The organism is Streptomyces sp. NPDC006393 (genome assembly GCF_040628575.1).
Classification (GTDB): Bacteria; Actinomycetota; Actinomycetes; order Streptomycetales; family Streptomycetaceae; genus Streptomyces.
On sequence record NZ_JBEXZD010000122.1, the window covers coordinates 1 to 23,095 of the forward strand.

At 72.1% G+C, this 23,095-nt stretch carries 22 protein-coding genes; 9 read left to right on the forward strand and 13 right to left on the reverse strand.

What is annotated here, in order from left to right:
- The first annotated feature begins 147 nt into the window (after nt 1-147).
- Both ABZ484_RS33010 and ABZ484_RS33015 read left to right on the forward strand, forming a co-directional pair.
- The gene (locus ABZ484_RS33010) at nt 148-1,131 is read left to right on the forward strand and encodes a Dyp-type peroxidase (protein WP_358869621.1); all 984 of its coding nucleotides are present in this window, start codon (nt 148-150) and stop codon (nt 1,129-1,131) included.
- 4 nt (nt 1,132-1,135) lie between these two features.
- A complete protein-coding gene (locus tag ABZ484_RS33015; protein ID WP_358869622.1) occupies nt 1,136-1,951 on the forward strand; it encodes a family 1 encapsulin nanocompartment shell protein in 816 nt (271 codons plus the stop codon).
- Between the two features lie 28 nt (nt 1,952-1,979).
- Here the strand turns inward: ABZ484_RS33015 and ABZ484_RS33020 are convergent, their stop codons facing one another.
- The 3 genes from ABZ484_RS33020 to ABZ484_RS33030 form a co-directional block, all read right to left on the reverse strand.
- Nucleotides 1,980-3,203, reverse strand: coding sequence for a helix-turn-helix domain-containing protein (locus tag ABZ484_RS33020; protein WP_358869623.1), 1,224 nt, complete (start codon nt 3,201-3,203; stop codon nt 1,980-1,982).
- Between the two features lie 65 nt (nt 3,204-3,268).
- Complete coding sequence (locus tag ABZ484_RS33025; protein ID WP_358869624.1) at nt 3,269-5,581, reverse strand: FdhF/YdeP family oxidoreductase; 2,313 nt, start codon at nt 5,579-5,581, stop codon at nt 3,269-3,271.
- Between the two features lie 36 nt (nt 5,582-5,617).
- Nucleotides 5,618-6,136, reverse strand: a complete 519-nt coding sequence (locus ABZ484_RS33030; protein ID WP_358869625.1) for an SRPBCC family protein — start codon at nt 6,134-6,136, stop codon at nt 5,618-5,620.
- 109 nt (nt 6,137-6,245) lie between these two features.
- On the opposite strand from ABZ484_RS33030, the gene ABZ484_RS33035 reads away from it, so the two are divergent.
- Nucleotides 6,246-7,370: a helix-turn-helix domain-containing protein gene (locus ABZ484_RS33035; RefSeq protein WP_358869626.1), complete on the forward strand. Its 1,125-nt coding sequence runs from the start codon at nt 6,246-6,248 to the stop codon at nt 7,368-7,370.
- A gap of 3 nt (nt 7,371-7,373) precedes the next feature.
- Here the strand turns inward: ABZ484_RS33035 and ABZ484_RS33040 are convergent, their stop codons facing one another.
- The 3 genes from ABZ484_RS33040 to ABZ484_RS33050 all read right to left on the reverse strand — a co-directional run bounded on the left by ABZ484_RS33040 (nt 7,374) and on the right by ABZ484_RS33050 (nt 10,423).
- A complete protein-coding gene (locus ABZ484_RS33040; RefSeq protein WP_358869627.1) occupies nt 7,374-8,321 on the reverse strand; it encodes an alpha/beta hydrolase in 948 nt (315 codons plus the stop codon).
- Between the two features lie 66 nt (nt 8,322-8,387).
- Nucleotides 8,388-9,713, reverse strand: coding sequence for an SGNH/GDSL hydrolase family protein (locus ABZ484_RS33045; protein ID WP_358869628.1), 1,326 nt, complete (start codon nt 9,711-9,713; stop codon nt 8,388-8,390).
- A complete protein-coding gene (locus ABZ484_RS33050; RefSeq protein ID WP_358869629.1) occupies nt 9,710-10,423 on the reverse strand; it encodes a polysaccharide deacetylase family protein in 714 nt (237 codons plus the stop codon). The genes ABZ484_RS33045 and ABZ484_RS33050 overlap by 4 nt, the downstream gene beginning before the upstream one ends.
- A gap of 183 nt (nt 10,424-10,606) precedes the next feature.
- Here ABZ484_RS33050 and ABZ484_RS33055 point away from each other — a divergent pair, with 183 nt between their 5' ends.
- The 4 genes from ABZ484_RS33055 to ABZ484_RS33070 all read left to right on the forward strand — a co-directional run bounded on the left by ABZ484_RS33055 (nt 10,607) and on the right by ABZ484_RS33070 (nt 14,154).
- Nucleotides 10,607-11,404: a hypothetical protein gene (locus ABZ484_RS33055; RefSeq protein ID WP_358869630.1), complete on the forward strand. Its 798-nt coding sequence runs from the start codon at nt 10,607-10,609 to the stop codon at nt 11,402-11,404.
- 162 nt (nt 11,405-11,566) lie between these two features.
- Nucleotides 11,567-12,355: an SAM-dependent methyltransferase gene (locus ABZ484_RS33060; RefSeq protein WP_358869631.1), complete on the forward strand. Its 789-nt coding sequence runs from the start codon at nt 11,567-11,569 to the stop codon at nt 12,353-12,355.
- 40 nt (nt 12,356-12,395) lie between these two features.
- Nucleotides 12,396-13,610 carry a metallophosphoesterase gene (locus ABZ484_RS33065; RefSeq protein ID WP_358869632.1) on the forward strand — a complete coding sequence of 405 codons (1,215 nt, stop codon included), beginning with the start codon at nt 12,396-12,398 and terminating at the stop codon, nt 13,608-13,610.
- Nucleotides 13,611-13,806: 196 nt separating this feature from the next.
- The gene (locus ABZ484_RS33070) at nt 13,807-14,154 is read left to right on the forward strand and encodes a VOC family protein (protein WP_358869633.1); all 348 of its coding nucleotides are present in this window, start codon (nt 13,807-13,809) and stop codon (nt 14,152-14,154) included.
- Nucleotides 14,155-14,216: 62 nt separating this feature from the next.
- Here ABZ484_RS33070 and ABZ484_RS33075 read toward each other — a convergent pair whose 3' ends face one another.
- Nucleotides 14,217-15,401, reverse strand: coding sequence for an MBL fold metallo-hydrolase (locus tag ABZ484_RS33075; RefSeq protein WP_358869634.1), 1,185 nt, complete (start codon nt 15,399-15,401; stop codon nt 14,217-14,219).
- 244 nt (nt 15,402-15,645) lie between these two features.
- On the opposite strand from ABZ484_RS33075, the gene ABZ484_RS33080 reads away from it, so the two are divergent.
- Nucleotides 15,646-16,269 (forward strand): TetR family transcriptional regulator C-terminal domain-containing protein, encoded by a 624-nt coding sequence (locus tag ABZ484_RS33080; RefSeq protein WP_358869635.1) that lies wholly within the window; start codon nt 15,646-15,648, stop codon nt 16,267-16,269.
- 132 nt (nt 16,270-16,401) lie between these two features.
- On the opposite strand, the gene ABZ484_RS33085 is transcribed toward ABZ484_RS33080, so the two are convergent.
- Nucleotides 16,402-17,187, reverse strand: coding sequence for an SGNH/GDSL hydrolase family protein (locus ABZ484_RS33085; RefSeq protein ID WP_358869642.1), 786 nt, complete (start codon nt 17,185-17,187; stop codon nt 16,402-16,404).
- Between the two features lie 245 nt (nt 17,188-17,432).
- On the opposite strand from ABZ484_RS33085, the gene ABZ484_RS33090 reads away from it, so the two are divergent.
- Nucleotides 17,433-18,230 carry a tyrosine-protein phosphatase gene (locus tag ABZ484_RS33090; RefSeq protein WP_358869636.1) on the forward strand — a complete coding sequence of 266 codons (798 nt, stop codon included), beginning with the start codon at nt 17,433-17,435 and terminating at the stop codon, nt 18,228-18,230.
- Between the two features lie 58 nt (nt 18,231-18,288).
- On the opposite strand, the gene ABZ484_RS33095 is transcribed toward ABZ484_RS33090, so the two are convergent.
- The 5 genes from ABZ484_RS33095 to ABZ484_RS33115 form a co-directional block, all read right to left on the reverse strand.
- Nucleotides 18,289-18,408, reverse strand: coding sequence for a DUF6126 family protein (locus tag ABZ484_RS33095; protein ID WP_358869637.1), 120 nt, complete (start codon nt 18,406-18,408; stop codon nt 18,289-18,291).
- Nucleotides 18,405-19,028 (reverse strand): XRE family transcriptional regulator, encoded by a 624-nt coding sequence (locus ABZ484_RS33100; protein WP_358869638.1) that lies wholly within the window; start codon nt 19,026-19,028, stop codon nt 18,405-18,407. Before ABZ484_RS33100 ends, ABZ484_RS33095 begins: the two co-directional genes overlap by 4 nt.
- Before the next feature lie 107 nt (nt 19,029-19,135).
- Entirely contained in the window at nt 19,136-20,518 is a 1,383-nt protein-coding gene (locus ABZ484_RS33105) for an aspartate aminotransferase family protein (RefSeq protein ID WP_358869639.1), read from the reverse strand.
- Complete coding sequence (gene dxs / locus ABZ484_RS33110) at nt 20,515-22,515, reverse strand: 1-deoxy-D-xylulose-5-phosphate synthase (RefSeq protein ID WP_358869640.1); 2,001 nt, start codon at nt 22,513-22,515, stop codon at nt 20,515-20,517. The genes ABZ484_RS33105 and dxs overlap by 4 nt, the downstream gene beginning before the upstream one ends.
- Nucleotides 22,516-22,545: 30 nt before the next feature.
- Nucleotides 22,546-23,095: flavodoxin-dependent (E)-4-hydroxy-3-methylbut-2-enyl-diphosphate synthase (locus ABZ484_RS33115; protein ID WP_358869641.1), on the reverse strand; the 550-nt coding region annotated here is incomplete at its 5' end.

Sequence of the window (23,095 nt, forward strand, 5' to 3'; positions counted from 1 at the left end):
GCCGAACCCGGCGACACCATCGTCGCCGACGTCGTCAAGGACACCCTCCACTGCACCGTCCACCACCCCGCCCCGAGCGACGAAACAACAGCGGCAGAAGCGGCTCGCTGACCCCGTGACACCCCCGGCAACCAGGAGGCATGCCCTGTGGTCGAGTCGCAGTCCGTGATCGCCCCGCCGGCCAAGTCCGCCGTGTTCCTCGTCTGCACCATCACGTCCGGGGGCGAGGCCGTCGTTCGCGACCTGCTCCCGGACCTGGCGGGGCTGCGACGGTCGGTGGGGTTCCGGGCTCCGGACGCCGGGCTCACCTGTGTCGTGGGCATCGGATCCACCGCGTGGGACCGGCTCTTCGCCGGGCCGCGCCCGCGCGAGCTGCACACCTTCGTGCCGCTGACGGGCGCCCGCCACCACGCGCCGTCCACACCGGGCGATCTCCTCTTCCATCTGCGGGCCCGCCGCATGGACCTCTGCTTCGAGCTGGCCCAGCTGGTCACCGAACGGCTGCGGGGAGCGGTCACGGTGGTCGACGAAGTCCACGGGTTCAAGTCCTTCGACGAACGCGACCTCCTCGGCTTCGTCGACGGCACCGAGAACCCCGAGGGACAACTCGCCGACGACGCGGTGTTCATCGGCGACGAGGACCCCGAATTCGCCGGCGGCAGCTACGTCATCGTCCAGAAGTACCTGCACGACCTCACCGCCTGGAAGGCGCTGCCGATCGAGGAACAGGAGAAGGTCATCGGCCGGACCAAGCTGAACAACGTGGAACTGCCCGACGACGTCAAGCCCGCCGACTCCCATGTCGCCCTCAACACGGTCACCGACGAGGACGGCGAGGAGCGGAAGATCGTGCGGGACAACATGCCGTTCGGCCGCGTCGGGGACGGGGAGTTCGGCACCTACTTCATCGGCTACGCCCGCACTCCCGAGGTGACCGAGCACATGCTGCGCAACATGTTCCTCGGTGACCGGCCGGGCATCCACGACCGGATCCTGGACTTCTCCACCGCGGTCACCGGCGGCCTCTTCCACGTGCCGAGCGCGGACTTCCTCGACGATCCGCCCGGACCGCCCGCGAGCCCGCGTACGGCCGGGGGTTCGCTGGGGATCGGCAGCCTCAAAGGAGCCTGATGACATGTCGACGCCCGCTGAGAGCAACAACCTCCACCGCGATCTCGCCCCGATCACACCCGCCGCGTGGACGCAGATCGAGGACGAGGCCCGCCGCACCTTCGAGCGCAACCTGGGAGGGCGTCGTGTCGTGGACGTGACGGGCCCCGACGGCCCCACGCTGGCGGCGGTGGGCACCGGTCACCTCACCGGCATCGACGCTCCCGCCCCTGGCGTCACCGCACGGCTGCGCCAGGCGCGGCCGCTGGTCGAACTGCGGGTTCCCTTCCGGGTCGGCCGTGACGCGGTGGACGACGTCGAGCGCGGCGCGCAGGACTCCGACTGGCAGCCCGTGAAGGACGCGGCGCGCACCATGGCGTTCGCCGAGGACAGAGCCGTCTTCGAGGGGTACGCGGCAGCGGGCATCGACGGACTGCGCGGGCGCACCTCCCACCCGGTGCTCGCCCTGCCGGCGGAGCCACGCGACTACCCGGACGCGGTGAGCCGGGCCCTGACGACGCTGCGGCTGGCCGGGGTGGCCGGACCGTACGCGCTGCTGCTGGGCGCCGACGCGTACACCGCGGTGAGCGAGACGTCCGATCACGGTTACCCCATCGCCGAACACCTCGGCCGGCTGCTGGACGGGCCGCCGATCTGGGCGCCCGCGCTCGACGGCGCCTTCCTGCTCTCCACCCGGGGCGGCGACTTCGAGCTGCGGCTGGGCGAGGATCTCGCGATCGGCTACACCGCGCACGACGCCCACGAGGTCGAGCTGTACTTCCGGCAGACGCTGACCTTCCTGGTGTACACCGACGAGGCGGTGGTGGCGCTCACGTCCTGAGCCCGTGTCCGGCGCGGGGCGGCACGGGTCATGAGCGGCCGGCATTGAGGCGTACCGCCTGTGCCGCGGTCGCCAGTTCGGCGAGGGCCAGCGGCTCGTTCAGCGGCCGGCCGGTCAGCTCGCGGATCCGGTTGAGCCGGTAGCGGACGGTGTTGGGGTGGCAGTGCAGGACCCGTGCGGCGCGGTCGGCCGAGCCGCCGTGGCTCAGGAACGCGTCGAGGGTGTCCAGGAGCGCGTCGCGGTCCTCCGGCGGCAGGTCGACGACGGCGCCGAGCACCTGCTGCGCCAGCCGCCGTCCTTCGTCGGGATCGTGGGCGATCAGGGCGGCCAGCGGGCTGGTGCTGAACACACGCACCTCGGCCTTCCCGGCCGGGCTCTCGGCGAGAGCCGTCCGGGCCAGATGCAGGGCGCGCGGTGTCTCGGTGAGCGAGACGTACGGGGGGCTCACGCCGGTCCGCGCGGCGGCCGCGGCGCGCAGGATCTCCAGCACGGCGGTGCTCTGTTCGTCCCGCATCGCCACGACGCCGGCCTGCGTGGTCGGGGTGAGCTGCCACGCCGACACGATGCCGTGCTCGGCGAGACGCCGCTCGACCCCGGTCAGGCTCTCCTCCGCCAGGCCGCAGGTCTCCGCGGCCACCACGACCAGCTTGCAGTCCAGGGGCAGGCCGAGCAGTTTGCCCACTTCCCACGGCCCGGCGTCACCCACCGGCCTGCCGGTGAACAAGGCTTCCACCAGGGCCGAGCGCCGCCGCTGCCGCACGGCCATGAGCTCCGCGGTCGTGGCCCGGTAGGCCTCCGTGAGCACCAGCGCCTGCTCGTCGGCGAGCCGCCACAGCGTGCTCGCCGCCTCCAGCAGCGCGTCCAGGGTGGCCGGCGTGCCGTCACGGCGGGCGTGTGCCATGAGCGCGTCGAAGAGCATCGAGCACCCGATCCGGTACACCTGGAGCACCTCGGGCAGCGGTGCCCGCTGGTGCGCCCGGCGCCGGCCGGTCTCGGACGGCGCGGCCAGATCGGGCGTGACCTCGGGATCGCCCAGGCCGGTGATCATGAACCTCAGGTTGAGCGCGATCGAGCGGTGCAGGTCGTCGCGGGGCACGACGTCGTCCTCGCGGTACAGCTCGATGCGTTCGCAGACGGCCGTGCACACGTCGTCGATCAGCCTGGGAAGCCGCCGGCCGGCCCAGGCGACCAGTTCGGCGAGTGCGGCCGCGCGTGCCCGGCCCGCTCCGTCCGCACCGGTTCGATCACCCATGAGCACTCCCCGTCCGGCCCCTGCCATGCTACTCGCGGCGGCGGGCCGGTGCCGGGCGCCCGGGGTCAGCCCATGGAGGTGCCCGTCCGCGATGCCGTGGGACGCAGGCGCACCACGACGCCCTTGGACGTGGGCTGGTTGCTGATGTCGGCCACGCTGTCCAAGGGCACCAGGCCCTGGGTCTCCGGGTAGTACGAGGCGGCACACCCCCGGCTGGTCGGGTACGGGACCACCTCGAAGTCCTCGGCGCGACGATCGGCGCCGTCGCTCCACACGCCGATCAGGTCGACGTGCTGTCCTTCGGACAGGCCGAGTTCGGTCAGGTCGGCCGGGTTGACGAGGACCACCCGGCGGCTGCCGTGGATGCCCCGGTAGCGGTCGTTGGGTGTGTACGGGATGGTGTTCCACTGGTCGTGGGAGCGCAGGGTCTGCAACAGCAGGTGCCCTTCGGGCAGGTGCGGCACCTCCCAGTCGTTGCGGGTGAACAGCGCCTTGCCGACGGCCGTGGGGAACACGCCCTCGTTGACCGGGTTCGGCAGCTGGATGCCGCCCGGGCGGGCCACCCGCCGGTTGAAGTCGTGCAGTCCCGGCACGATCCGGGAGATCCGGTCGCGGATCGCTCCGTAGTCGGCCTCGAACCGGTCCCAGGGGATGTCGGGCTTGCCGTTCAGGGTCCGGCGGGCGAGCCGGCACAGGATGGCGACCTCGCTGAGCAGGAGCTTGGAGGCCGGCTTCAGCCGCCCGCGCGAGGTGTGCACCTCGCTCATCGAGTTCTCCACGGTGACGAACTGCTCGCCGCCGGCCTGGATGTCCCGTTCGGTGCGGCCGAGGGTGGGCAGGATGAGCGCGGTCCTGCCGCAGACGGTGTGGGACAGGTTGAGCTTGGTGGAGATGTGGGCGGTCAGACGGCAGTTGCGCATGGCGGCCTCGGTGACCTCGCTGTCCGGTGCGGCCCGGACGAAATTGCCGGCCAGGGCGAGGAAGAACTTGACGCGGCCCTCACGCATCGCCCTGATCGAGTTCACCGAGTCCACTCCGTGGGCGCGCGGCGGGTCGAAGCCGAACTCCTGTTGCAGCGCGTCCAGGAACGAGTCGGGCATCTGCTCCCAGACGCCCATGGTGCGGTCGCCCTGCACATTGCTGTGGCCGCGCACCGGGCAGGCTCCGGTTCCGGCCCTGCCGAGGTTTCCGCGCAGCATCAGGAAGTTCACGATCTCCCGGATGGTGGGCACCCCGTGCTTGTGCTGGGTGACGCCCATGGCCCAGCAGACGACGACGCGTTCGCTGCGCAGCACGTCGTCGCGGACGTCCTCGATCTGTGTCCGGGTCAGACCGGTCGCCGTGAGCACGTCGTCCCAGGACACGGCGCGGACGTGCTCGGCGAACTCCTCGAAGCCGCTGGTGTTGGCCTGGATGAAGTCGTGGTCCAGGACCTGCCCGGGCCGGGCGTCCTCGGCCTCCAGCAGCAGCCGGTTCAGCGCCTGGAACAGCGCCAGGTCGCCGCCTGCCCGGATGTGCAGGAACCGGTCGGCGATCTGCACGCCGCGCCCGATCACCCCGCGCGCCTTCTGCGGGTTCTTGAACCTCAGCAGGCCGGCTTCGGGCAGGGTGTTCACCGCGATGACGCGGGCGCCGTTGAGCTTGGCCTGTTCCAGTGCGGACAGCTGCCGCGGATGGTTGGTGCCGGGGTTCTGCCCCACGAGGAAGATCAGGTCGGCGTGGTGGAGGTCGTGCAGGCTGACCGTTCCCTTGCCGGTGCCCAGCGTCTCGTGCAGGGCGAAGCCGCTGGACTCGTGGCACATGTTGGAGCAGTCGGGCAGGTTGTTGGTGCCGAAGGCACGGGCGAACAACTGCAGGACGAACGCGGCCTCGTTGCTGGCCCTGCCCGAGGTGTAGAAGACCGCCTCGTCGGGCGAGTCCAGGGAGTTCAGCTCCGTGGCGAGCAGTCTGAAGGCGTCGTTCCAGCTGATCGGCTCGTAGTGGTCGGACTCCGGCCACTTCACCATCGGCTCCGTGAGCCGTCCTTGATGGTTCAACCACATGTCGGACTGCCGGCTGAGCTCGGAGACGCTGTGGTCGCGGAAGAAGTCCGCGGTGACGCGCCGCGTCGTGGCCTCGTCGTTGATGTGCTTGGCGCCGTTCTCGCAGTACTCGTTGCGGTGCCGGTGGCCCGGAGCAGGGTCCGCCCAGGCGCAGCCGGGGCAGTCGATGCCGCCCACCTGATTCATGGTCAGCAGGTCCACCCCGGTCTTCAGCGGGGACGTCTGCTCCAGCGAGTACTCCAGGGCGTGCACCACGGCGGGAACTCCCGCGGCCCACTTCTTGGGCGGCGTCACGGTCAGCTCGTCCTTCGGCTGTCCGCCGGGGGGCTTCTTCATCGGGTCGCCTCTCGCTCTTCCTGTTCCCGCCCGAGGTCAACCGACCGGCCAGCAGGGCACCCTGCTCCTCGGCGGTTCCGGTTCCACGGGCCGCACGTGTCCGTTGCGGATGGTTCCCCGCCAGGCCCCGCCCGCCTCCCCCAGCCCCTCGATGTACTCCCTGAAGTGGCCGAGCTCCGCCCGTACGACACGCCTCGTCAGCCCGGGCGCGACGGTGAGCGCACCGGCGACGCCGCGCGGCTCGACCTCCAGCCGCACGCTGACCGACGTACTCCCCTCGCCGACGGGCCGGAAGGACACCTCGCCGCGGTGGGAGGGACGCCGCTCGAGGCTGCGCCAGGCCAGATGGGAGTCGGGCTCCTGCTCGACGATCTCCGCATGGAACTCCCGGCACACCGGTCCCACACCGATGACCCACGTGGTGACGTTCGGCTTGACCTGCTCGACCCGCTTCACCACGGACATGAACCGCGGAAAGCTCTTGAACTGCGTCCACTGGTCGTACGCGGTACGCACCGGTACCGCGATCTCGATCGTTTCCGTGATGGTGCTCATGAGGTACCCATCTCCAGGCGCCGCTGTCTCCCAGTCTCACCGCCCGGCCACCGGGCCGCCACACGGCCGGGGCGCTGTCCGGAACGGGTACGTATCTAGACTGCGTGCCGTGAAGGGGTTGCTGCTGCGCCTGTCGGCGCTCGATCCGGACGCGGCCACCGCGGTGCGGGTGATCGCTCACTTCGAGGCGCTGCTGGGGACCACCGTCGACGCGACGGCGCTGGTCAGGTCCACCGCGGGCCTCGCCGAGTGCCCGGCTGGGCTGGAGCTGGCGGACGGCCGTACGGTGCGCTTCGGCCCGGACGGGGCCGCGCTCCCGGGCGGGTCCGGCGAGGTGTCCGGGGCGGTGGCGCTGGCGCCGGCGGGCCGGGTGTGGCTGGAACGGCCGGGCGGTCCGGGCCCGTTGGACGACCTGGTGCTGGAGTGGATGGCGGTCGCCGCCCGGATGCCGAACGGCGGACCCGCCCGGTCGGCCGCGCCCCACGTGGCCGATCCGGCCCTGGTCGAACTGGTGCTCTCCGAACGGGAGGCGGTCCAGGACCGCGCGCGTGCCCTGCGTCTGCTGGGTCTGGCTCCCGAGGTGCCGCTGCGGGTGGTCGCGGTGGCCGCCGGCGACGCCGACCCGGGTGTGCGGGCCGTCGCCGTGCTGGGACGCAGCGCGCCGCGCGGCACCGTCCGGATGGCGGGCGTGGGGCAGCTGGGTGTGGCACTCGTCCAGCGCCGGGACGGCGCCGCCTCGCCCGTCGCGGAGCTGCTCGATGTGGTGCGGAGCGACGACGGCGGCCCGTGGGTGACGGCGCGCGGGGTGCGGATGGGGGTCGGCGGGGCGGCGGCACCGCTGGAGGCGGGCCTCTCCTGGGCTCAGGCCCGGGCGGCGCTGCGGTTCGCGGTGGCGGACGACCCGGTGGAGGCCGTGATGGACCATGACGCGCTCGGCCCGGTCGCGCTGCTGGCCGACATCCCGCTGGAGCGGCTGCGCGCCCAACCGGACGTCAGGACGCTGGAGCGGGTGGCGGGCCGGGAGGGCGGCGAGCTCAGCCTGGCCGCGCTGGCCGCGTTCTGCCGTACGGGCTCGCTGCGGCAGGCCGCCGCCGCCCTCCATCTGCACCACAGCTCGGTGGCGGCCCGCCTCGCCCGCGTCGAGGACGCGACGGGCTGGCGGCTGCGCGACCCGCAGGACCGCTTCCGCGCCCAGCTGGCGCTGTACGCACGGCGCCTGGCCGCCGCCGGGTGACCCTCAGCCGCCCAGCACCGCGCGCAGGACGGTGACCGCCTCGGCGGTCGCGCGCCGGACCACGCCGGCGTGCGGCACCATCGCCGCGCCGTGGAACGTGCCGGGGAAGAGGTGCAGTTCGGCGGTGACACCGGCGGCCAGCAGGGCGCGGGCGTAGTCGATGCCCTCGTCGCGCAGCGGGTCGTACTGCATCACCGCGACGTAGGCCGGTGGCAGTCCGGCCAGTTCGGCCTCGGTCGCCCGGGCCGGGGCGGCGTACGCCGGTACGCCCTCGGAGCCGGGGATGCCGGGGCCCAGATACGCCTCCCAGCTCAGGACGGCGTTGCGCCGGTTCCACACGGGGGTGTCGGTGAACTCGAGCGCGCTGGGCGTGGCCAGCCGGTCGTCGAGGGCCGGGCTGTGCAGGTACTGGAAGCGGACGGCGGGGCCGCCCCGGTCGCGGGTCAGCATGGCCAGCGCGGTGGCCAGCCCGGCCCCGGCGCTGTCCCCCCACAGGGCGATCCGGTCCGGCCGGACGTCCCCGGCGGCTCCCGCGGCGACCGCGAGGAGCCCGGCCCAGCAGTCCTCCAGCGCGGCCGGGTAGGGGTGCTCCGGGGCCAGCCGGTAGTCGACGGAGACCACCAGGGCCTGAAGCTCGCGGCAGAACCGCAGGTTGGAGTCGTGGTCCACATCGGGCGCGCCCAGGACGAAGCCGCCGCCGTGCAGGGCGTACAGGACGGGCAGCGGTCCGGTGGCCCCCTGCGGACGGTAGGTCCGCAGGGTGACCTCGGGAGCGCCCGGCGGACCGGGCACCGGCAGGTCGGCCACGTCCACGCCGCCGCTGTCCGCCCGCTCCGCGACCCCGGCCAGCTCCGCCGCCTGCGCGGCCCGGGCCGCGGCCAGGTCGGAGATGTCGACCTCGGGCGCGAGAGCGAGGGCGGCGGCCAGCTCGGGGTCGTAGCGGTGGCGCATGACTCTCCTTGTGGGGGTACGTGGGTCGCAGTGCCCGGCGTACGGACGACGTCGGGCGCTCTCCCCTCAGTGGAACAGCCGCAGCGGGACCGCGGCCGCCATGGCGGCCGTGCCGGCGTCGTTCGGGTGCAGGTGGTCCCCGCTGTCGTAGCGGGCGGCCAGCCGGTCCGGCTGCCGCGGGTCGCGCAGTGCCCGGTCGAAGTCGATCACGGCGTCGAAGGCGCCGGAGGTGCGGATCCAGTGGTTGATCTCCTGCCGCTGGGCCTCGTGCTCGGCGCTGTAGAAGCCGAAGGTGTCGTCCCGGAACGGGGTGATGGTGGCTCCGTAGATCTTCAGGCCGCGGTCATGGGCACGGGCGATCAGCTGGCGGTAGCCCTCCTCGACCTCCGCGGGCGTGACCTTCTCGGACAGTGGGGCGCTGGTGCCCGGATGGCCCAGGTCGTTGACGCCCAGCAGCACGATCACATAGCGGGCGCCCGCCTGGGAGGCCACGTCCCGGTCGAAGCGCCGGAGCGCCGCCTGGCCGAAGTACGCCGCGTACGACTCGGCGTCCGAGCCGGCCGGGGGGTTGGGGTCGTGCAGCAGCCGGTTGCCGCTGATGCCCTCGTTGAGGACGCCCAGGCCGGACAGGTCGTGGTCGGTGCGGAAGCGGGCGGCCAGCAGGTCGGGCCAGCGGTGGTCGGCGTTGGGGGTGGTGTTGGCGCCGTCGGTGATGGAGTCGCCGAGGGCGACCACGGAGGCCGCGTGCGGCGCGGTCCCGGAGACGCTCACTCCGCTGAGGAAGTACCAGGCGTCCTGGGTGGCCGTGGGCGTGATGTCGGCCTGCCCGGTGACATCGCCGGTGGCGGTGAAGTTGTGCTGGAACGAGAAGGCGTGCAGGGTCGAGCCGGGGGTGCGCCTCGGCAGGTACAGGCTCACCACCAAGTCGGAGCCGGCCGGCACCGGCAGCGCCACGGGGTCGCTGACCATGGGGCTGCCCGCCGGAATGGTCACCGAGGTGCGGCCGCCGAAGGTCACCGCCCGGTCGGTGCGCGGGTCGATCCGCCGGCCGCCGTCGCCGGCCGGACGGGCGACCCGGATGGTGCCGATCTCCAGCGGCTGGGTGCCGAACTCGTTGCTGAGCCGCAGCCGGACGCTGCTGCCGCCCACGCTGAGGTGCACGCTCTGGCGGATCGTCTGCTTCTCGAAGACGGTGACGACCTTGGGCGGGGTGGTGGTGGGCGCCGTGGCCCAGGTGCCGGTCCAGGTACGGGCCGCCTGCTGGTGGCCCGCGTGGTGGGCCGTGCCGCGGCCGTACCTTGTGAGGCCGGCGGCGGCCGGTGCGGCGGCCACCACGAGCGCGGCCGTGAGCAGCGCCGTGAGGCGGCGGTGCGCGGGGGCGAGATGTCTCACAGAGGGCTCCTGCGGGTGGAGTGGGAGGACGGGACCGCGGCGGGCGGAACCCTGTCCGGGGAACGCGGTCGGTCGCGGCGGGCGGGCAGGTCGAACCGCCAGCCCGCGGCGCGGAACTCGGGGATGATCCGGTCGACGGCCTCGACGGTCCGGCGCCGGTCGCCGCCCCCGTCGTGCAGCAGCACCACCGCGCCCGGCGTGGTGCCCTCCCGCAGGCGGCGCACCAGTTCGTCGGTGCCCGGCGGCTCCCAGTCGCCGACGGCGAGCCGCCAGCCGAGCGGCCGCATGCCCAGTCCGGCGGCGACCTCCGGGCTTCTCCCCCAACCGCCGTACGGGGCACGGAACCAGTGGACGGGGACACCGGGCGCCGCCCGGTGGATCAGCGCACCGGTCTGCTGGAGGTCCGCGCGGATCCGCTCCGGCGTCCAGGCGGACATGTCGTCGTGGTGCAGGGAGTGGTTGCCCAGCTCATGGCCGTCGCGAACGATCTCCCGCACGACCTCGGGGTGTTCCCGCACATGGTCGCCCCACAGGCAGAACACGGCCCGGACGTGATGCTTGCGCAGCACCGCCAGGAGCCGTGGGGTGGTCCGCGGGTCGGGCCCGTCGTCGAACGTGAGCGCCACACTCCGGCCCCCGTGGGCGGTGGAGTCGACGATCACCGGCGAGTGCGCGTTCGGGCTGTCGGCGGTGGTGGCGGTGGCGGTCACGGGATCCCCTCATGGGTGCCGTCGGTGCGGTACCGGAGCAAGGGAACGGTGCCATGGGCCGTCGGGACGGGTCATCAGACGGGTGTCGGGCATCGGGCCGCCCGCGTCCGACCCGTGCGCGTACGTCCCCGCCGCCCCGGAGCCGCACCTGCGTTGTCAGTGCGGTGCGCTTCACTGTCCGCCATGGAGCTCACACAAGCGACCGTCGGCGACCTGCTGGCCGAACTCGGCCCGGGTGACGGCTACATGTACCTGCCCGGGGGCCTGGACCCGCGCCGCCTGACCGACCTGATCGCCGGCAGGTACGGCGTCCCGCGCACCCTCGTGCTCGACGGCTTCACCGATCCGACGGTCGACGAGTCCCGGGGCGCGGCGCTCCTCTTCCCCTTCGCGGACCGGGCCGTGACGATACGGGCGTGGGCGTACGGCGATCAGTGGGTCGGCGCCGGTACGGCGCGGGACGGGGAGGGGATCGAGCGGCCGGTGCTGGTGGTCGCTCACAGAGAGGTGCCCGAACCTCTGGCGGTCGTCGCGGAGGAGGGCGTCGACTGGATGGAGCGGCTCCTGCGGATCACCGGCTGGACACAGCCCGCCCGGCGGCCGGACGTGGACTGGGCGGAGACGGAGTCCCGGCTGGGCACCGCGTTGCCGGGCGACTACAAGCGCATGGTCGAGACGTTCGGCGTGGGCGCCTTCGACGGATACCTGGACCTGCACCAGGAGCCGTGGACGGGTCTCCGGGAGGACGGTCTGCTCGGCTGGGCGGGCACGGAGGACAAGGACCTGTACTGCTGGAGGACCGACGGCGACGATCCCGACCGTTGGCCCGTCGTGGTCCGGTCCTTCGACGACAAGGACGTCCTCTTCGACTGCCGGACCGCGGAGTTCGTCTGCCGTGTCCTCATCGACCCGGTCCACCCGTTCACGATGGCACGCTGGTTCGACACCCACTGGTTCATGACCTATGAGGAGAGCGACTGAGTCGGCGCCCGCGCATGCACTCGAGCGGGCCGGACATCGATCGACAACTGCGCGCGAGGGTCAGGCCAATGGCACAATGGCAACGCCCTCGACCCGCTCACCACGGCGCACGAAGCGACCTCGGTGAGCCGGTCAGCGATCTAGTGCACGCTGGAGTCATGCATGGCGGCGGACCCCTCCTCCGGAAGTCGTATCGACACGAGCAGGCCCCATCCGGCACGCGTCTACGACTGGCTGCTGGGCGGCAAGGACAACTATCCGGTGGATGAGCAGGTGGCGGCGAAGCTGCCACCCGAAGCGCGTCTCAACGCCATGCGCAACAGGGCGTTCATGCACCGCGCGGCGGCCTGGCTGGCCGGCAACGGCATCGACCAGTTCCTCGACATCGGTACGGGCATCCCGACCGAGCCGAACCTGCATCAGATCGTGCAGGGCATCGTGCCGTCGGCACGGATCGCCTACGCCGACAACGACCCCATCGTGCTACGGCACGCGGAGGCCCTGCTCATCAGCAGCCCCGAGGGAAGCACCGACTACATCGAGGCCGACGTACGGAAGCCGGGAACCATCCTCGACCACGCCCGTACGTTCCTGGACTTCACCCGGCCCGTCGCGCTGTCGATGATCGCACTGATGCACTTCATCACCGACGAGGAAAACCCCTACGCTCTGACGCGGACGCTTCTCGACGCGCTGCCCTCGGGCAGTTACTTCATGTTCTCCCACGGCACCGCCGATGAGCACCCGCACCTCGTCACGTCGGTGACCACGACGTACCGCAAGGGCGAGATCCCTCTGCGCATGCGTACGCGGGCCGAGATCGAGCCGTTCTTCGAGGGCCTGGAACTGGTGCCTCCAGGGCTCGTCACAGCGACCAGGTGGTACAAGGACTCACCGGCTCCCGCCCAGGAGCTGAGCGGCTTCTACGTCGGCGTCGCCCGCGTTCCGTAAAGATCGCCTCGAACCGGGAGCCCGGTCAAGGAGGGGAAGCGTGACCGACACCAGCGACACCCGACCCGTCGACAGCGAAGCGCGCGAGACGCGGCAGAGCGGGCTGCGGCGCCTGATGCGCCTGATCCCTCTGATCGCCCCGCTCCTGCTGTGGGCCGTGCCCTGCTGGGTGCTGCTGTACGCCGGCCAACACTGGCCGCTGCCCGTCACACCGGCCGGCACCGCCCTGTTCGCCCTCGGTCTGATCGGTATGCCGCTCGCGATGGTGCGCGGCCACGGCCGGCGCCAGCGGGACCGGGCGGCGATCGTCGGTGACACCCTGCTGGGGACGAGCTGGGTCCTGTTCACCTGGTCCGTCCTGCTCGGCGTCCTCTTGCGGCTCGCCCTGACCGTGGCCGGCGTCGGCGAGAGTCAGGACCGGGCCCGGATCGTCACCTGGGCCGTCCTCGGCGTGACCGCGGTGCTGCTTGCCTGGGGGTACGCCGAGGCGCGCCGCGTGCCACGCGTGCGCCGACTCGACGTGCACATCCCACGGCTGGGTGCCGGGCTGGACGGTCTGCGCGTCGTCCTCGTCACCGACACCCACTACGGCCCCCTCGACCGCGCCCGCTGGTCGACGCGGGTGTGCGAGACCGTGAACACCCTGGAGGCCGACCTGGTCTGCCACACCGGCGACATCGCGGACGGCACCGCCGAACGCCGCCGTGCCCAGGCCGCCCCCCTCGGTACCGTGCGGGCCTCCCGGGCCCGTGTCTACGTCACCGGCAACCACGAGTACTACAGCGAGGCCCAGGGCTGGGTCGACCTGATGGACGAGCTGGGCTGGGAGCCGCTGCGCAACCGCCATCTGCTGCTCGAACGCGGAGGCGACACCCTGGTGGTCGCCGGCGTGGACGACGTCACCGCCGAGTCCTCCGGCCTGGCCGGTCACGGCGCCCATCTCGCCGGCGCCCTGGACGGCGCCGACCCCGACCTGCCCGTCCTGCTCCTGGCACACCAGCCCAAGTTCGTCGACCGCGCGGCAGCCGCCGGCATCGACCTCCAGCTCTCCGGCCACACCCACGGCGGCCAGATCTGGCCCTTCCACCACCTGGTCCGCATCGACCAGCCCGTCCTCGCCGGCCTCAGCCACCACGGCCCCCGCACCCTCCTCTACACCAGCCGGGGCACCGGTTTCTGGGGCCCGCCGTTCCGCGTCTTCGCCCCCAGCGAGATCACCCTGCTCGTGCTCCGCTCCCCGCAGCAGTCCACCTAGCCGCGTGTCAGCGGCGCCTCCCGCGGATGAGGTGCTGGGCCACGAGGTGCCCCGCCCCGACTCCGAGGCCGGGGCCGAGGCCGGGGGCGTTCTTCACCAGGACGTGTCGCCAAAGTGCGTACGGCGACGGGCGAGCCGTAGTACCCCTGGAGAGTCCTGGATCCGTGTCCGTGTCTGTTCTCATCCGGAGTCGTCGATGGCCGTTCGCCGTGTCATGCCCGTCATCCAGTCAGAGGCTGCGCAGGAGAGCCGGGAGTTCTACGGCCTGTTGGGCTTCGAGGAAGTCATGAATCTCGGCTGGATCACGACGCTTGCCTCGCCCTCCAGTCCGACGGCGCAGGTCAGCGTCATGACCAGGGACAAGACCGCCCCGGTCACCCCCGATATGAGTGTCGAGGTCGACGACGTGGAGGCGGCTTACGCGGTCATGCGGGACAGCGGCGCGGAGATCGTTCACCCCCTCCAGGACGAGGAGTGGGGAGTACGGCGGTTCTTCGTTCGTGACCCCAATGGCCGCGTGGTCAACGTTCTGAGCCACCGCTGACACGTCCCGTGCCGCGGGCGCGGCGAGGGCCACAGCCGCGACACGCCGCGGCTCCTCCGCGGTCAGCCCTCGCCCACGAGGCCGAGGTCCTCACGCGACTCAACCGGCCTGATCTGCGGAAGAGGCCACTCGCGGTTCAGCGGCGAGGACACATCCCGCCACCAAGGACGCGTCGGCAGGTCTCCAGCAGGCTCGAAGGGCCGGCCCGGAACAGGGAGGGCGACCGCCTGTCCGACCGCGCCGGCCGCGGCCAGCGTCCACTCCCCCGGCTCGGCCCAGGGATGCGGGGCGAGGTTGAAGGTGGCCCAGTGGATGGGGAGGAGTACGCCCTGCGGCTCGCCGCCCTGGAGGTCGAGGTGGGCGCGCAGGGCCTCCTCGGGGGTCATGTGGATGTCGGGCCAGAAGTCGGAGTACGCGCCCAGCTGGATCATCGTGGCGTCGAAGGGGCCGTGGTCGGCGCCGATCTGCCGGAAGCCGTCGAAGTAGCCGGTGTCGCCGCTGTGGTGGACGCGGTGTTCCTCGCCCGCGACGACCCAGGACGCCCACAGTGTGTGCTGGGTGTTGCGCAGGCCCCGGCCGCAGAAGTGGCGGGCCGGGGTCGCGGTCAGGGTGAGGCCGCCGACCTTGGTCGACTCGTGCCAGTCCAGTTCGCGCAGTCGGTCCGCGGACACGCCCCAGTGTTCGAGGTGGGCGCCGACGCCGAGCGGCACGGCGAAGACCGTGTCCGTGCCGGCCAGTTCTTTGATGGTGGGCATGTCCAGGTGGTCGTAGTGGTCGTGCGAGACGACGACCACGTCGACCGGGCCGAGGGCCGCCAGCGGCAGCGGAACCGGGTGCAGACGGCGGGGGCCGGCGAAGGGGAACGGGGAGCAGCGCTCGCCCCACACCGGATCGAAGAGCACCCGGTGTCCGTCGATCTCCGCGAGCACGCTGGAGTGCCCGAGCCAGGTCAGGCGCAGCCCCGTCGCCGCGGGCCGGGCCAGGTCGGCGAACGTGGTCGGGTGCACCGGTACGGTGCCGCGCGGGGAGCGGTGCGGGCGCTCCTCCTTGTCGAAGTAGAGCTTGGCGAAGTCCAGCATCGAGCCGGAGGGCCGGATCCGCGCGGCGCCCCCGGGGTTCTGGAAGACGCCGTCCTTGAAGTGGGGGGACCGGCGGATGCGCGCCATGCGCTCTCCGTCGGGGTCCGCGCCGAAGGCCGGGGGCCGCAGCGCGCGCAGCCCGGAGCTCAGGGGACGGATGCGGGCCACGGTACCTCCCGGTGGAGTCGGTGAGGCCTTCCATTATGGACGGACCCTCCGACAGCCCGGCCGGCGCGTGCGCCGGATCGTCCCCGGCGGCCGGCTGCGGTGCGTTTCCGTGCTCGCGTCCCGTCCGTTTCCCGGCTCTCCTCGCTTCCGTCCCGTCCGTTTCCCGGCTTTCCCTGCTTCCGTCCCGTCCCGTCCGGTCTCGCGCTCGCATTGCCTCTGGGGCAGGAGCCATTAGGGTGACCGCGTGGCGAGAGTGCGGTTGAGCGTGGCCGAGCGGCGCGAGGAGCTGCTGCGGGCCGCCATCGGGCAGATCGAGGCGCGCGGCGTGGCGGCGGTACGGATCTCCGACGTGGCCTCGGTACTGGGGGTGAGCAACGCGCTGGTCCTCTACCACTTCTCGACGAAGGAGAAGCTGGTCGCCGCCGCGTTCGCGCACGCGGCCGAGGGCGACCTCGCCCGGCTGCGCGAGCTGCTCGGCCGGCGTACCACGGCGTTGCGCCGGCTGCGGGCCGCCGTGCGCTGGTACGCGCCCACCGGCACGGCCAAGGGGTGGCGGCTGTGGATCGAGGGCTGGGCGGCCGCGCTGCGCGAGCCCGCACTGCGGGACGTCGCACGCCATCTCGACCGGCAGTGGAAGGCGGCCATCGCCGACGTCGTCGCGGACGGGGTGGCGGCCGGCGAGTTCCGGTGCCCGGACCCGGACGCCACGGCCCTGCGTCTGACGGCCCTGCTCGACGGGCTGGCCGTACAACTGACGTCCTACGGCGGCACGGTCTCCCGCGCCCGGGCCCGGGAGTGGGTGGACGAGGCGCTCGCCCGTGAACTCGGGCTGGAGCGGGAGGCGTTGACCGCATCCGCCGCGCGGTGACGGTACGGCCGACACCACCGTGCGGTGACGGTACGGCCGGCGTGGTGCGGTGTGGCGGGGCGGGCGTGGCCCGGGTGGCCTGTCCCGCCGTGCCACCTCCGCCGTGCCACCTCCGCTGCGCGGCCGTGTCCGTCAGGCCACCGGTGCGATCCGCGTCCTGATGTCGTCCGGGGACAGCGTGCCCTTGGCCGTCACATGGTCGCCCGACGACTGTCCGCGCAGGCGGCGGCCGATCCACGGGACGAGGTACTCCCGCGCCCAGTGCACGTCGTCGCGGCGGATCTCCAGGGTGCCGCGGGGCGGCAGCGGCGGCCAGGGCTGCTCCGGGTCGGCGGGGACGTCCAGGCCGAGGAGTTGGCCGGCGCGCAGGGCCACGCGGGTGTGCCCTTCGGGCGAGAGGTGCAGCCGGTCGTCGTCCCAGGCGCGGCGGTCCTGCACGGCCCGCAGGGACCACAGGTCGAGCACGGGGCAGCCGTAGCGGTCGGCGACGGCACGTACATGGCCGTTGTAGGTGGCGATCTTGCCGCGCAGATGCTTGAGCACCGGCACGCCACGGGTGTCGAAGCCGGTCGTCACCATGACGGTGCCGGCGACCGAGGCGAGCCGGGCGACCGCCTTCTCGAAGCGTTCCGCCACGTCGTCCGGGTCGGTGCCGGGACGGATGATGTCGTTGCCGCCCGCGCTGAACGAGACCAGCTCGGGGGCGAGTTCGACGGCCCGCGGGACCTGGTCCGCCACGATCTGGTCGAGCAGCTTTCCGCGCACGGCGAGGTTGGTGTACTGGAAGTCGCCCTCGGGACGCCGGTCGGCGAGCAGGACGGCGAACCGGTCGGCCCAGCCGACGAACGCCCCGTCGGGGCCGGGATCGCCGACGCCCTCGGTGAAGCTGTCCCCCACCGCCACGTACGACCCGATCACTGATCTGCTGTCACTCTTCGAATCGTCTGCCACGTCGGCCCATCATTCCCCGTGGAATGTGACCTACGCGACCGTAGGCAAGGGTTGACGGGCGGTGAGATAAGCCACTCCACTTTCGCCGCCCGGCCGGGAATACCTGATGGGGTCCCCTGGGGACACCTCGTTGCCCCAGGAACCCATGTCGTATCGTCGAAGCCGTGCCCGCCGACGAACCGTGAAGGCGGGGCCGAGAGGGAGGAGTCCCCGTGACGCAGCAGGTCCCGTCGACCGAGCCCGAACTGGCGGGTGTGCGCAACTTCCGTGATGTGGGCGGGCTGCCGACCGTGGACGGACGCAGGGTGCGGCACGGTGTGCTGTTCCGCAGCGGTCACCTGGCCCACGCGACCGAGGAGGACGCGGCCTTCCTCGCCTCCCTGGGCCTGCACACGATCTTCGACTTCCGCAACGCGGCCGACAAGAAGCTCGAGGGGCCCGACGTCGAGCTGCCCGGCGTGCGCAATGTGAATCTGCCCCTGAGCGATCCGGCGGACGGCGCCGAGTTCTGGAAGATGGTCCGCGACGGCGACCTCGACCAGTTGCGGGGGATCCTCGCGGACGGCAAGGGCGCGGCCCGGATGGTCGCCTCGTACCGCACGATCATCAAGGAGCGCACCGGCGAGCACTCCCGGGTGCTGCACGCCCTCGCGGAGGACAGTGTGCCGGCCCTGATGCACTGCGCCGCCGGCAAGGACCGCGCCGGTCTCTCGATCGCCGTGACCCTGCTCGCCCTGGGTGTGGAGCGCGAGGCGATCGTGGCGGACTACCTGGAGTCCAACGCCAAGCACCGCCGCTACAAGGTGCACCGCAGCAGCACCTCCGCCTCGGCCTACTCCCCCGAGGTCATGGAGCTGCTCAGCCCCCTCTTCGACGCCCGCGCCGAGTACCTGACGGCGGCCATGGAGACCGTGGAGGAGACCTGGGGCGGCGTCGACGCCTACCTGGAGCGGGGGCTGCGGCTCGCCCCCGAGACCCGGGAGCGGCTGCGGGCGCGGCTGCTGGACTGAGTCACCACTGGGCTGCCGCTGGGCCGCCACTGGGCCGCCGCTCCCCGTCGGCCGGCGGCTACTTGGCGCCGACCTCGAACAGCAGCCAGACGAACGCGGCGAAGACATGCCCGACGGCGATGTAGATGATCAGGCGGACCCACAGGGCGCGCGGGAACTTCTCTTCCAGGTCGCTCATGGCGTCTCTCCGGTGTGGGGGCCCAGGCACAGCGCGGCCGTGGGGCTCTGCAGCAGGGTGTGTACGAACAGGAGTTCGAGTCCGTCGGGATCCTCGGCGGCGATGCGGTGCGGGGTCAGCGAGTCGAAGTGCGCGCTGTCGCCGGGCGAGAGCAGGTACGCCGTGTCGCCCAGGCGCAGCCGCAGCCGTCCCTTGAGGACGTACAGCCACTCCTCGCCGGGGTGCACGCGCACGATGTCGCCCTGGGAGCGCTGCGGGACACGGACCCGCAGCGCCTGCATCCCGCGGCCGGGCGAGCCGGCCTGCCAGTAGGTCCAGCCGCCGGCCCGAGTGGGATCCATGTCCGCGGCCCGCACGATCGCGTCACGGTCGGCCACCGTCTCGCCGAGCAGCTCGGAGACCGTCGTACCGTAGATACGGGCCAGCGCGAGCAGCATCGGCAGTGAGGGCTGGCGCTGCCCGGTCTCCAGGCGGGAGAGGTGGGCGGGCGACAGTCCGGCGGCGCGGGCCGCGGCCTCCAGGGTGAGGGAGGCGCGGCGGCGCAGCGCACGCAGCTGGGGTGCCACGGCGGGCAGGTTCTCGGCCTGCCCCTCCGGGGGCCCGGACTCGGGGGAGCTCATGGCTCCATTGAGCCGCAGGCTTGCCTCCCGGGCAAATTTCTTGCCTGAGAGGCAAAAATCGGGCGGGAAACCGGGTCCGTGCCGGCGCGGCCCGCGGCCCGCGGCGCCTACCGGTTGGCGACCGCCTGCTTGACCAGTGTCTTTCCGAAGTCCCACATCAGTCCGCCGCCGTGTGCGTCGTCCATCACGGCGGTGAAGGCGTCCACGAACCGGTCGACCTCCGCCTCCCCGATGACCAGCGGCGGGATCAGTTTGATCACCTCCAGGTGGTCCCCGGAGACCTGGGTGAGGATCCGGTGCCGCTGGAGCAGTGGTACGACCACCATCTGCGCGAACAGGCCCTTGCGGGCGGCCTGGAGCATGGTCCACCGGCCGCGCAGCTTCAGTGACTTCGGCCGGCCGAACTCGATGCCGATCATCAGGCCCCGGCCGCGGACGTCGGCGAGCAGCTCGTAGCGTCCGATCAGCGCCGCGAGCCGGGACTTCAGCAGCTCGCCGGTGGCCCGCGCGTTGGCCACGATCTGCTCGTTCTCCATGACCGACAGCACCGCGAGCCCCGCCGCCATGGCCTGGGCGTTGGACCCGAAGCTGGCCGAGTGGATCAGCACCCGGTCGATCGAGGAGTAGACCTTCCTGAAGATCCAGTCCTTGCCGAGGGTCGCGCTGACCGGCACATACCCGCCGGAGAGCGCCTTGGCCACGCACACCAGGTCCGGTTCGACTCCGTCCTCGTGCTGGTAGGCGTAGAAGTCGCCGGTGCGGCCGAGGCCGGTCTGCACCTCGTCGGCGATGAGCAGCGCCTTGTGCTTGTGCAGCAGCTCCTGGGCGGCGCGCAGGTAGCCGGGTGGGGCCTCGTGCACGCCCTTGCCCTGGATCGGCTCGACGATCAGGGCGGCCACGTCGCCCCTCTTCAGCTCCCGGGCGAGCGCGTCGAGGTCGCCGAGCGGCACGGCGGTGTCGGGCAGCAGCGGGGCGAAGCCCTCCCGGAAGCCCTCCTCGCCGTTCACCGACAGGGAGCCGGTGGTCAGGCCGTGGAAGGAGTGCTCGCAGTACAGGATCCGCGGCCTGCCCGTGGCGCGGCGGGCGAACTTCAGCGCGGTCTCCACCGCCTCCGTCCCGCTGTTGCCGAAGAACACCCGGTCCAGGTGCGGGCTGTGGGTCAGCAGCCGCTCCGCCAGCAGCCCGGGCAGCGGCTGGCAGTCGAAGCGGGTCAGGTCGGCGAGCGAGGCGTCCAGGACGTCGTGCAGCGCCTTGCGCACCACGGGGTGGTGCCGGCCCAGGCCCATCACCCCGAACCCGGCGAGCATGTCCAGGTAGTCGTTGCCGTCGGCGTCCCAGAAGTGGGCGCCCTCGGCCCGCTCGTAGACCTTGTCGAAGCCGATGGTGTGCAGCATGCGCGGCAGTTGGTGGTTGAGGTGCTTGGCGTGCAGCTCGTAGCGCTCGGCGCCGCGCTCGGCCAGCAGGGCGCCGAGGTCGAACTCCGTGGTCATTCAGTTTTCTCCTTGACTGCCGTGACGGCCGGGGCGGTCTGCTGGGCCGGGACCGTACCGGCTTGCTGCGTCGGTGCCGTAGCGGCCTGCCGCGCCGGGACCGTACCGGCGGACCCGGCCTCGGCCGCGTCCCTGGCGGTCAGGCTCGCGCTGATCCGTCCGGCGATCTCTACGGGCGTGAGGCCGATGTCGGCCAGCACCTCCCCGCGTTTGGCGTGCGCCAGGAACTGCTCGGGGATGCCGAACCTCCGCACGGGTACGTCCACTTCGGCGTCGCCCAGCGCCAGGGCGACCGCGGAGCCGACCCCGGCCGCCCGGCTGTTGTCCTCCACGACGGCCACCAGCCGGTGCTCGGCGGCCAGTCCCGGCAGCGCCGGATCCACCGGCTTGACCCAGCGCGGGTCGACGACCGTGCAGCCGACGCCGCGCGCCTGGAGCAGCTCGGCGACCTGGAGGCACACCGGCGCCATCACGCCGACGGCCACCAGCAGCACCTCGGTCCGCTCCGCGCGGTGCAGGACGTCCATCCCGCCCACGCGGTCCACGGCCGGGATGTCGGGCCCGGCCGTCTCCTTCGGGAAGCGCACCAGCGTCGGCGCGTCGTCCACGGCGACGGCCTCGCGCAGCTGGGCGCGCAGCTGGTCGGCGTCGCGCGGCGCGGCGATCCTCAGGCCCGGCACGACCTGGAGCACGGACATGTCCCACATGCCGTTGTGGGAGGGACCGTCGACACCGGTCACGCCGGCCCGGTCCAGGACGAAGGTGACCCCGCAGCGGTGCAGCGCCACGTCCATGAGCAGCTGGTCGAAGGCGCGGTTGAGGAAGGTGGCGTAGACGGCGACGACCGGGTGCAGACCGCCGGTGGCCAGGCCGGCGGCGGAGACCGCGGCGTGCTGCTCGGCGATGCCGACGTCCCACACGCGGTCCGGGAAGCGCTCGGCGAACTTGCCGAGGCCCACCGGGTGCAGCATGGCAGCGGTGATCGCCACGACGTCGTCGCGTTCCTCGCCGATCCTCACGATCTCGTCGCCGAACACGGAGGTCCAGGAGGGGCCGCTGGACGGGACGAGTGGTTCGCAGGTGAGCGGATCCATCACTCCCACGGTGTGGAAGTGGTCCTCTTCGTTCGCCAGGGCGGGTTCGTAGCCGCGCCCCTTCTCGGTGAGGCAGTGCACGAGGACCGGCCCGTGGAAGCGTTTCGCGCGGCGCAGCGCGGACTCGACGGCCCGCACGTCGTGCCCGTCGATGGGGCCGACGTACTTCAGGCCCAGGTCCTCGAACATGCCCTGCGGGGCGAAGGCGTCCTTGAAGCCCTTCTTGGCGCCGTGCAGGGACTCGTAGATGGTGTTGCCGACGACGGGGGTGCGCTGGAGGATGTCCTTCCCCCAGGCCAGGACCCTCTCGTAGCCGTCGGTGGTGCGCAGGGTGGCCAGGTGGTTGGCGAGGCCGCCGATGGTCGGCGCGTACGAGCGCTCGTTGTCGTTGACGACGATGATCAGCGGCCGGTCCCGGGCGGCCGCGATGTTGTTGAGCGCCTCCCAGGCCATTCCGCCGGTCAGCGCGCCGTCCCCGATCACGGCGACGACATGGCCCTTCTCCCCCTGCACCTGACGTGCCTTGGCGAGCCCGTCGGCCCAGCCCAGCGCGGTGGAGGCGTGGCTGTTCTCGATGATGTCGTGCTCGGACTCCTCGCGCGAGGGATAGCCGGACAGCCCCCCCTTTCCGCGCAGCTTGGAGAAGTCCTGACGACCTGTCAGTAGCTTGTGCACATAACTCTGGTGACCGGTGTCCCACAGGATCCGGTCCACCGGCGACTCGAAGACCCGGTGCAGTGCGATGGTGAGTTCCACCACCCCCAGGTTGGGCCCGAGGTGACCGCCGGTCCTGGCGACCGCGTGCACCAGGAAGTCACGTATCTCGTCGGACAGTTCCCCGATTTCCGCCTCGGACAGCGCCTTCAGGTCGCGTGGTCCCCGGATGCTCTCCAGAATGGTCACGCTGGGCCCCCTCTCGGTCCGTGCCGTGTATCAACTCACTGTCACTGTCGGTGTCCCCGTGACGGTGGGGGCGCCTGGCGCGACTCCGTTCCGCTCCATCTCCTCGGCGATCTTCATGGCCTCCTCGATCAGGGTCTCCACGATCCTCGACTCCGGGACGGTCTTGATGACCTCGCCCTTGACGAAGATCTGCCCCTTGCCGTTGCCGGAGGCCACCCCGAGGTCGGCCTCACGGGCCTCGCCGGGACCGTTGACGACACAGCCCATCACGGCCACCCGCAGCGGCACCTCCATGCCGGTCAGCCCGGCCGTGACCTCCTCGGCCAGCTTGTAGACGTCCACCTGGGCGCGGCCGCACGACGGACACGACACGATCTCCAGCCCGCGCTGGCGCAGCCCCAGCGACTGGAGGATCTGGAGGCCGACCTTGACCTCCTCGACGGGCGGGGCCGACAGGGAGACGCGGATGGTGTCGCCGATGCCCCGGGAGAGCAGCGCGCCGAAGGCGACGGCCGACTTGATGGTGCCCTGGAACGCCGGACCGGCCTCGGTGACGCCCAGGTGCAGCGGATAGTCGCAC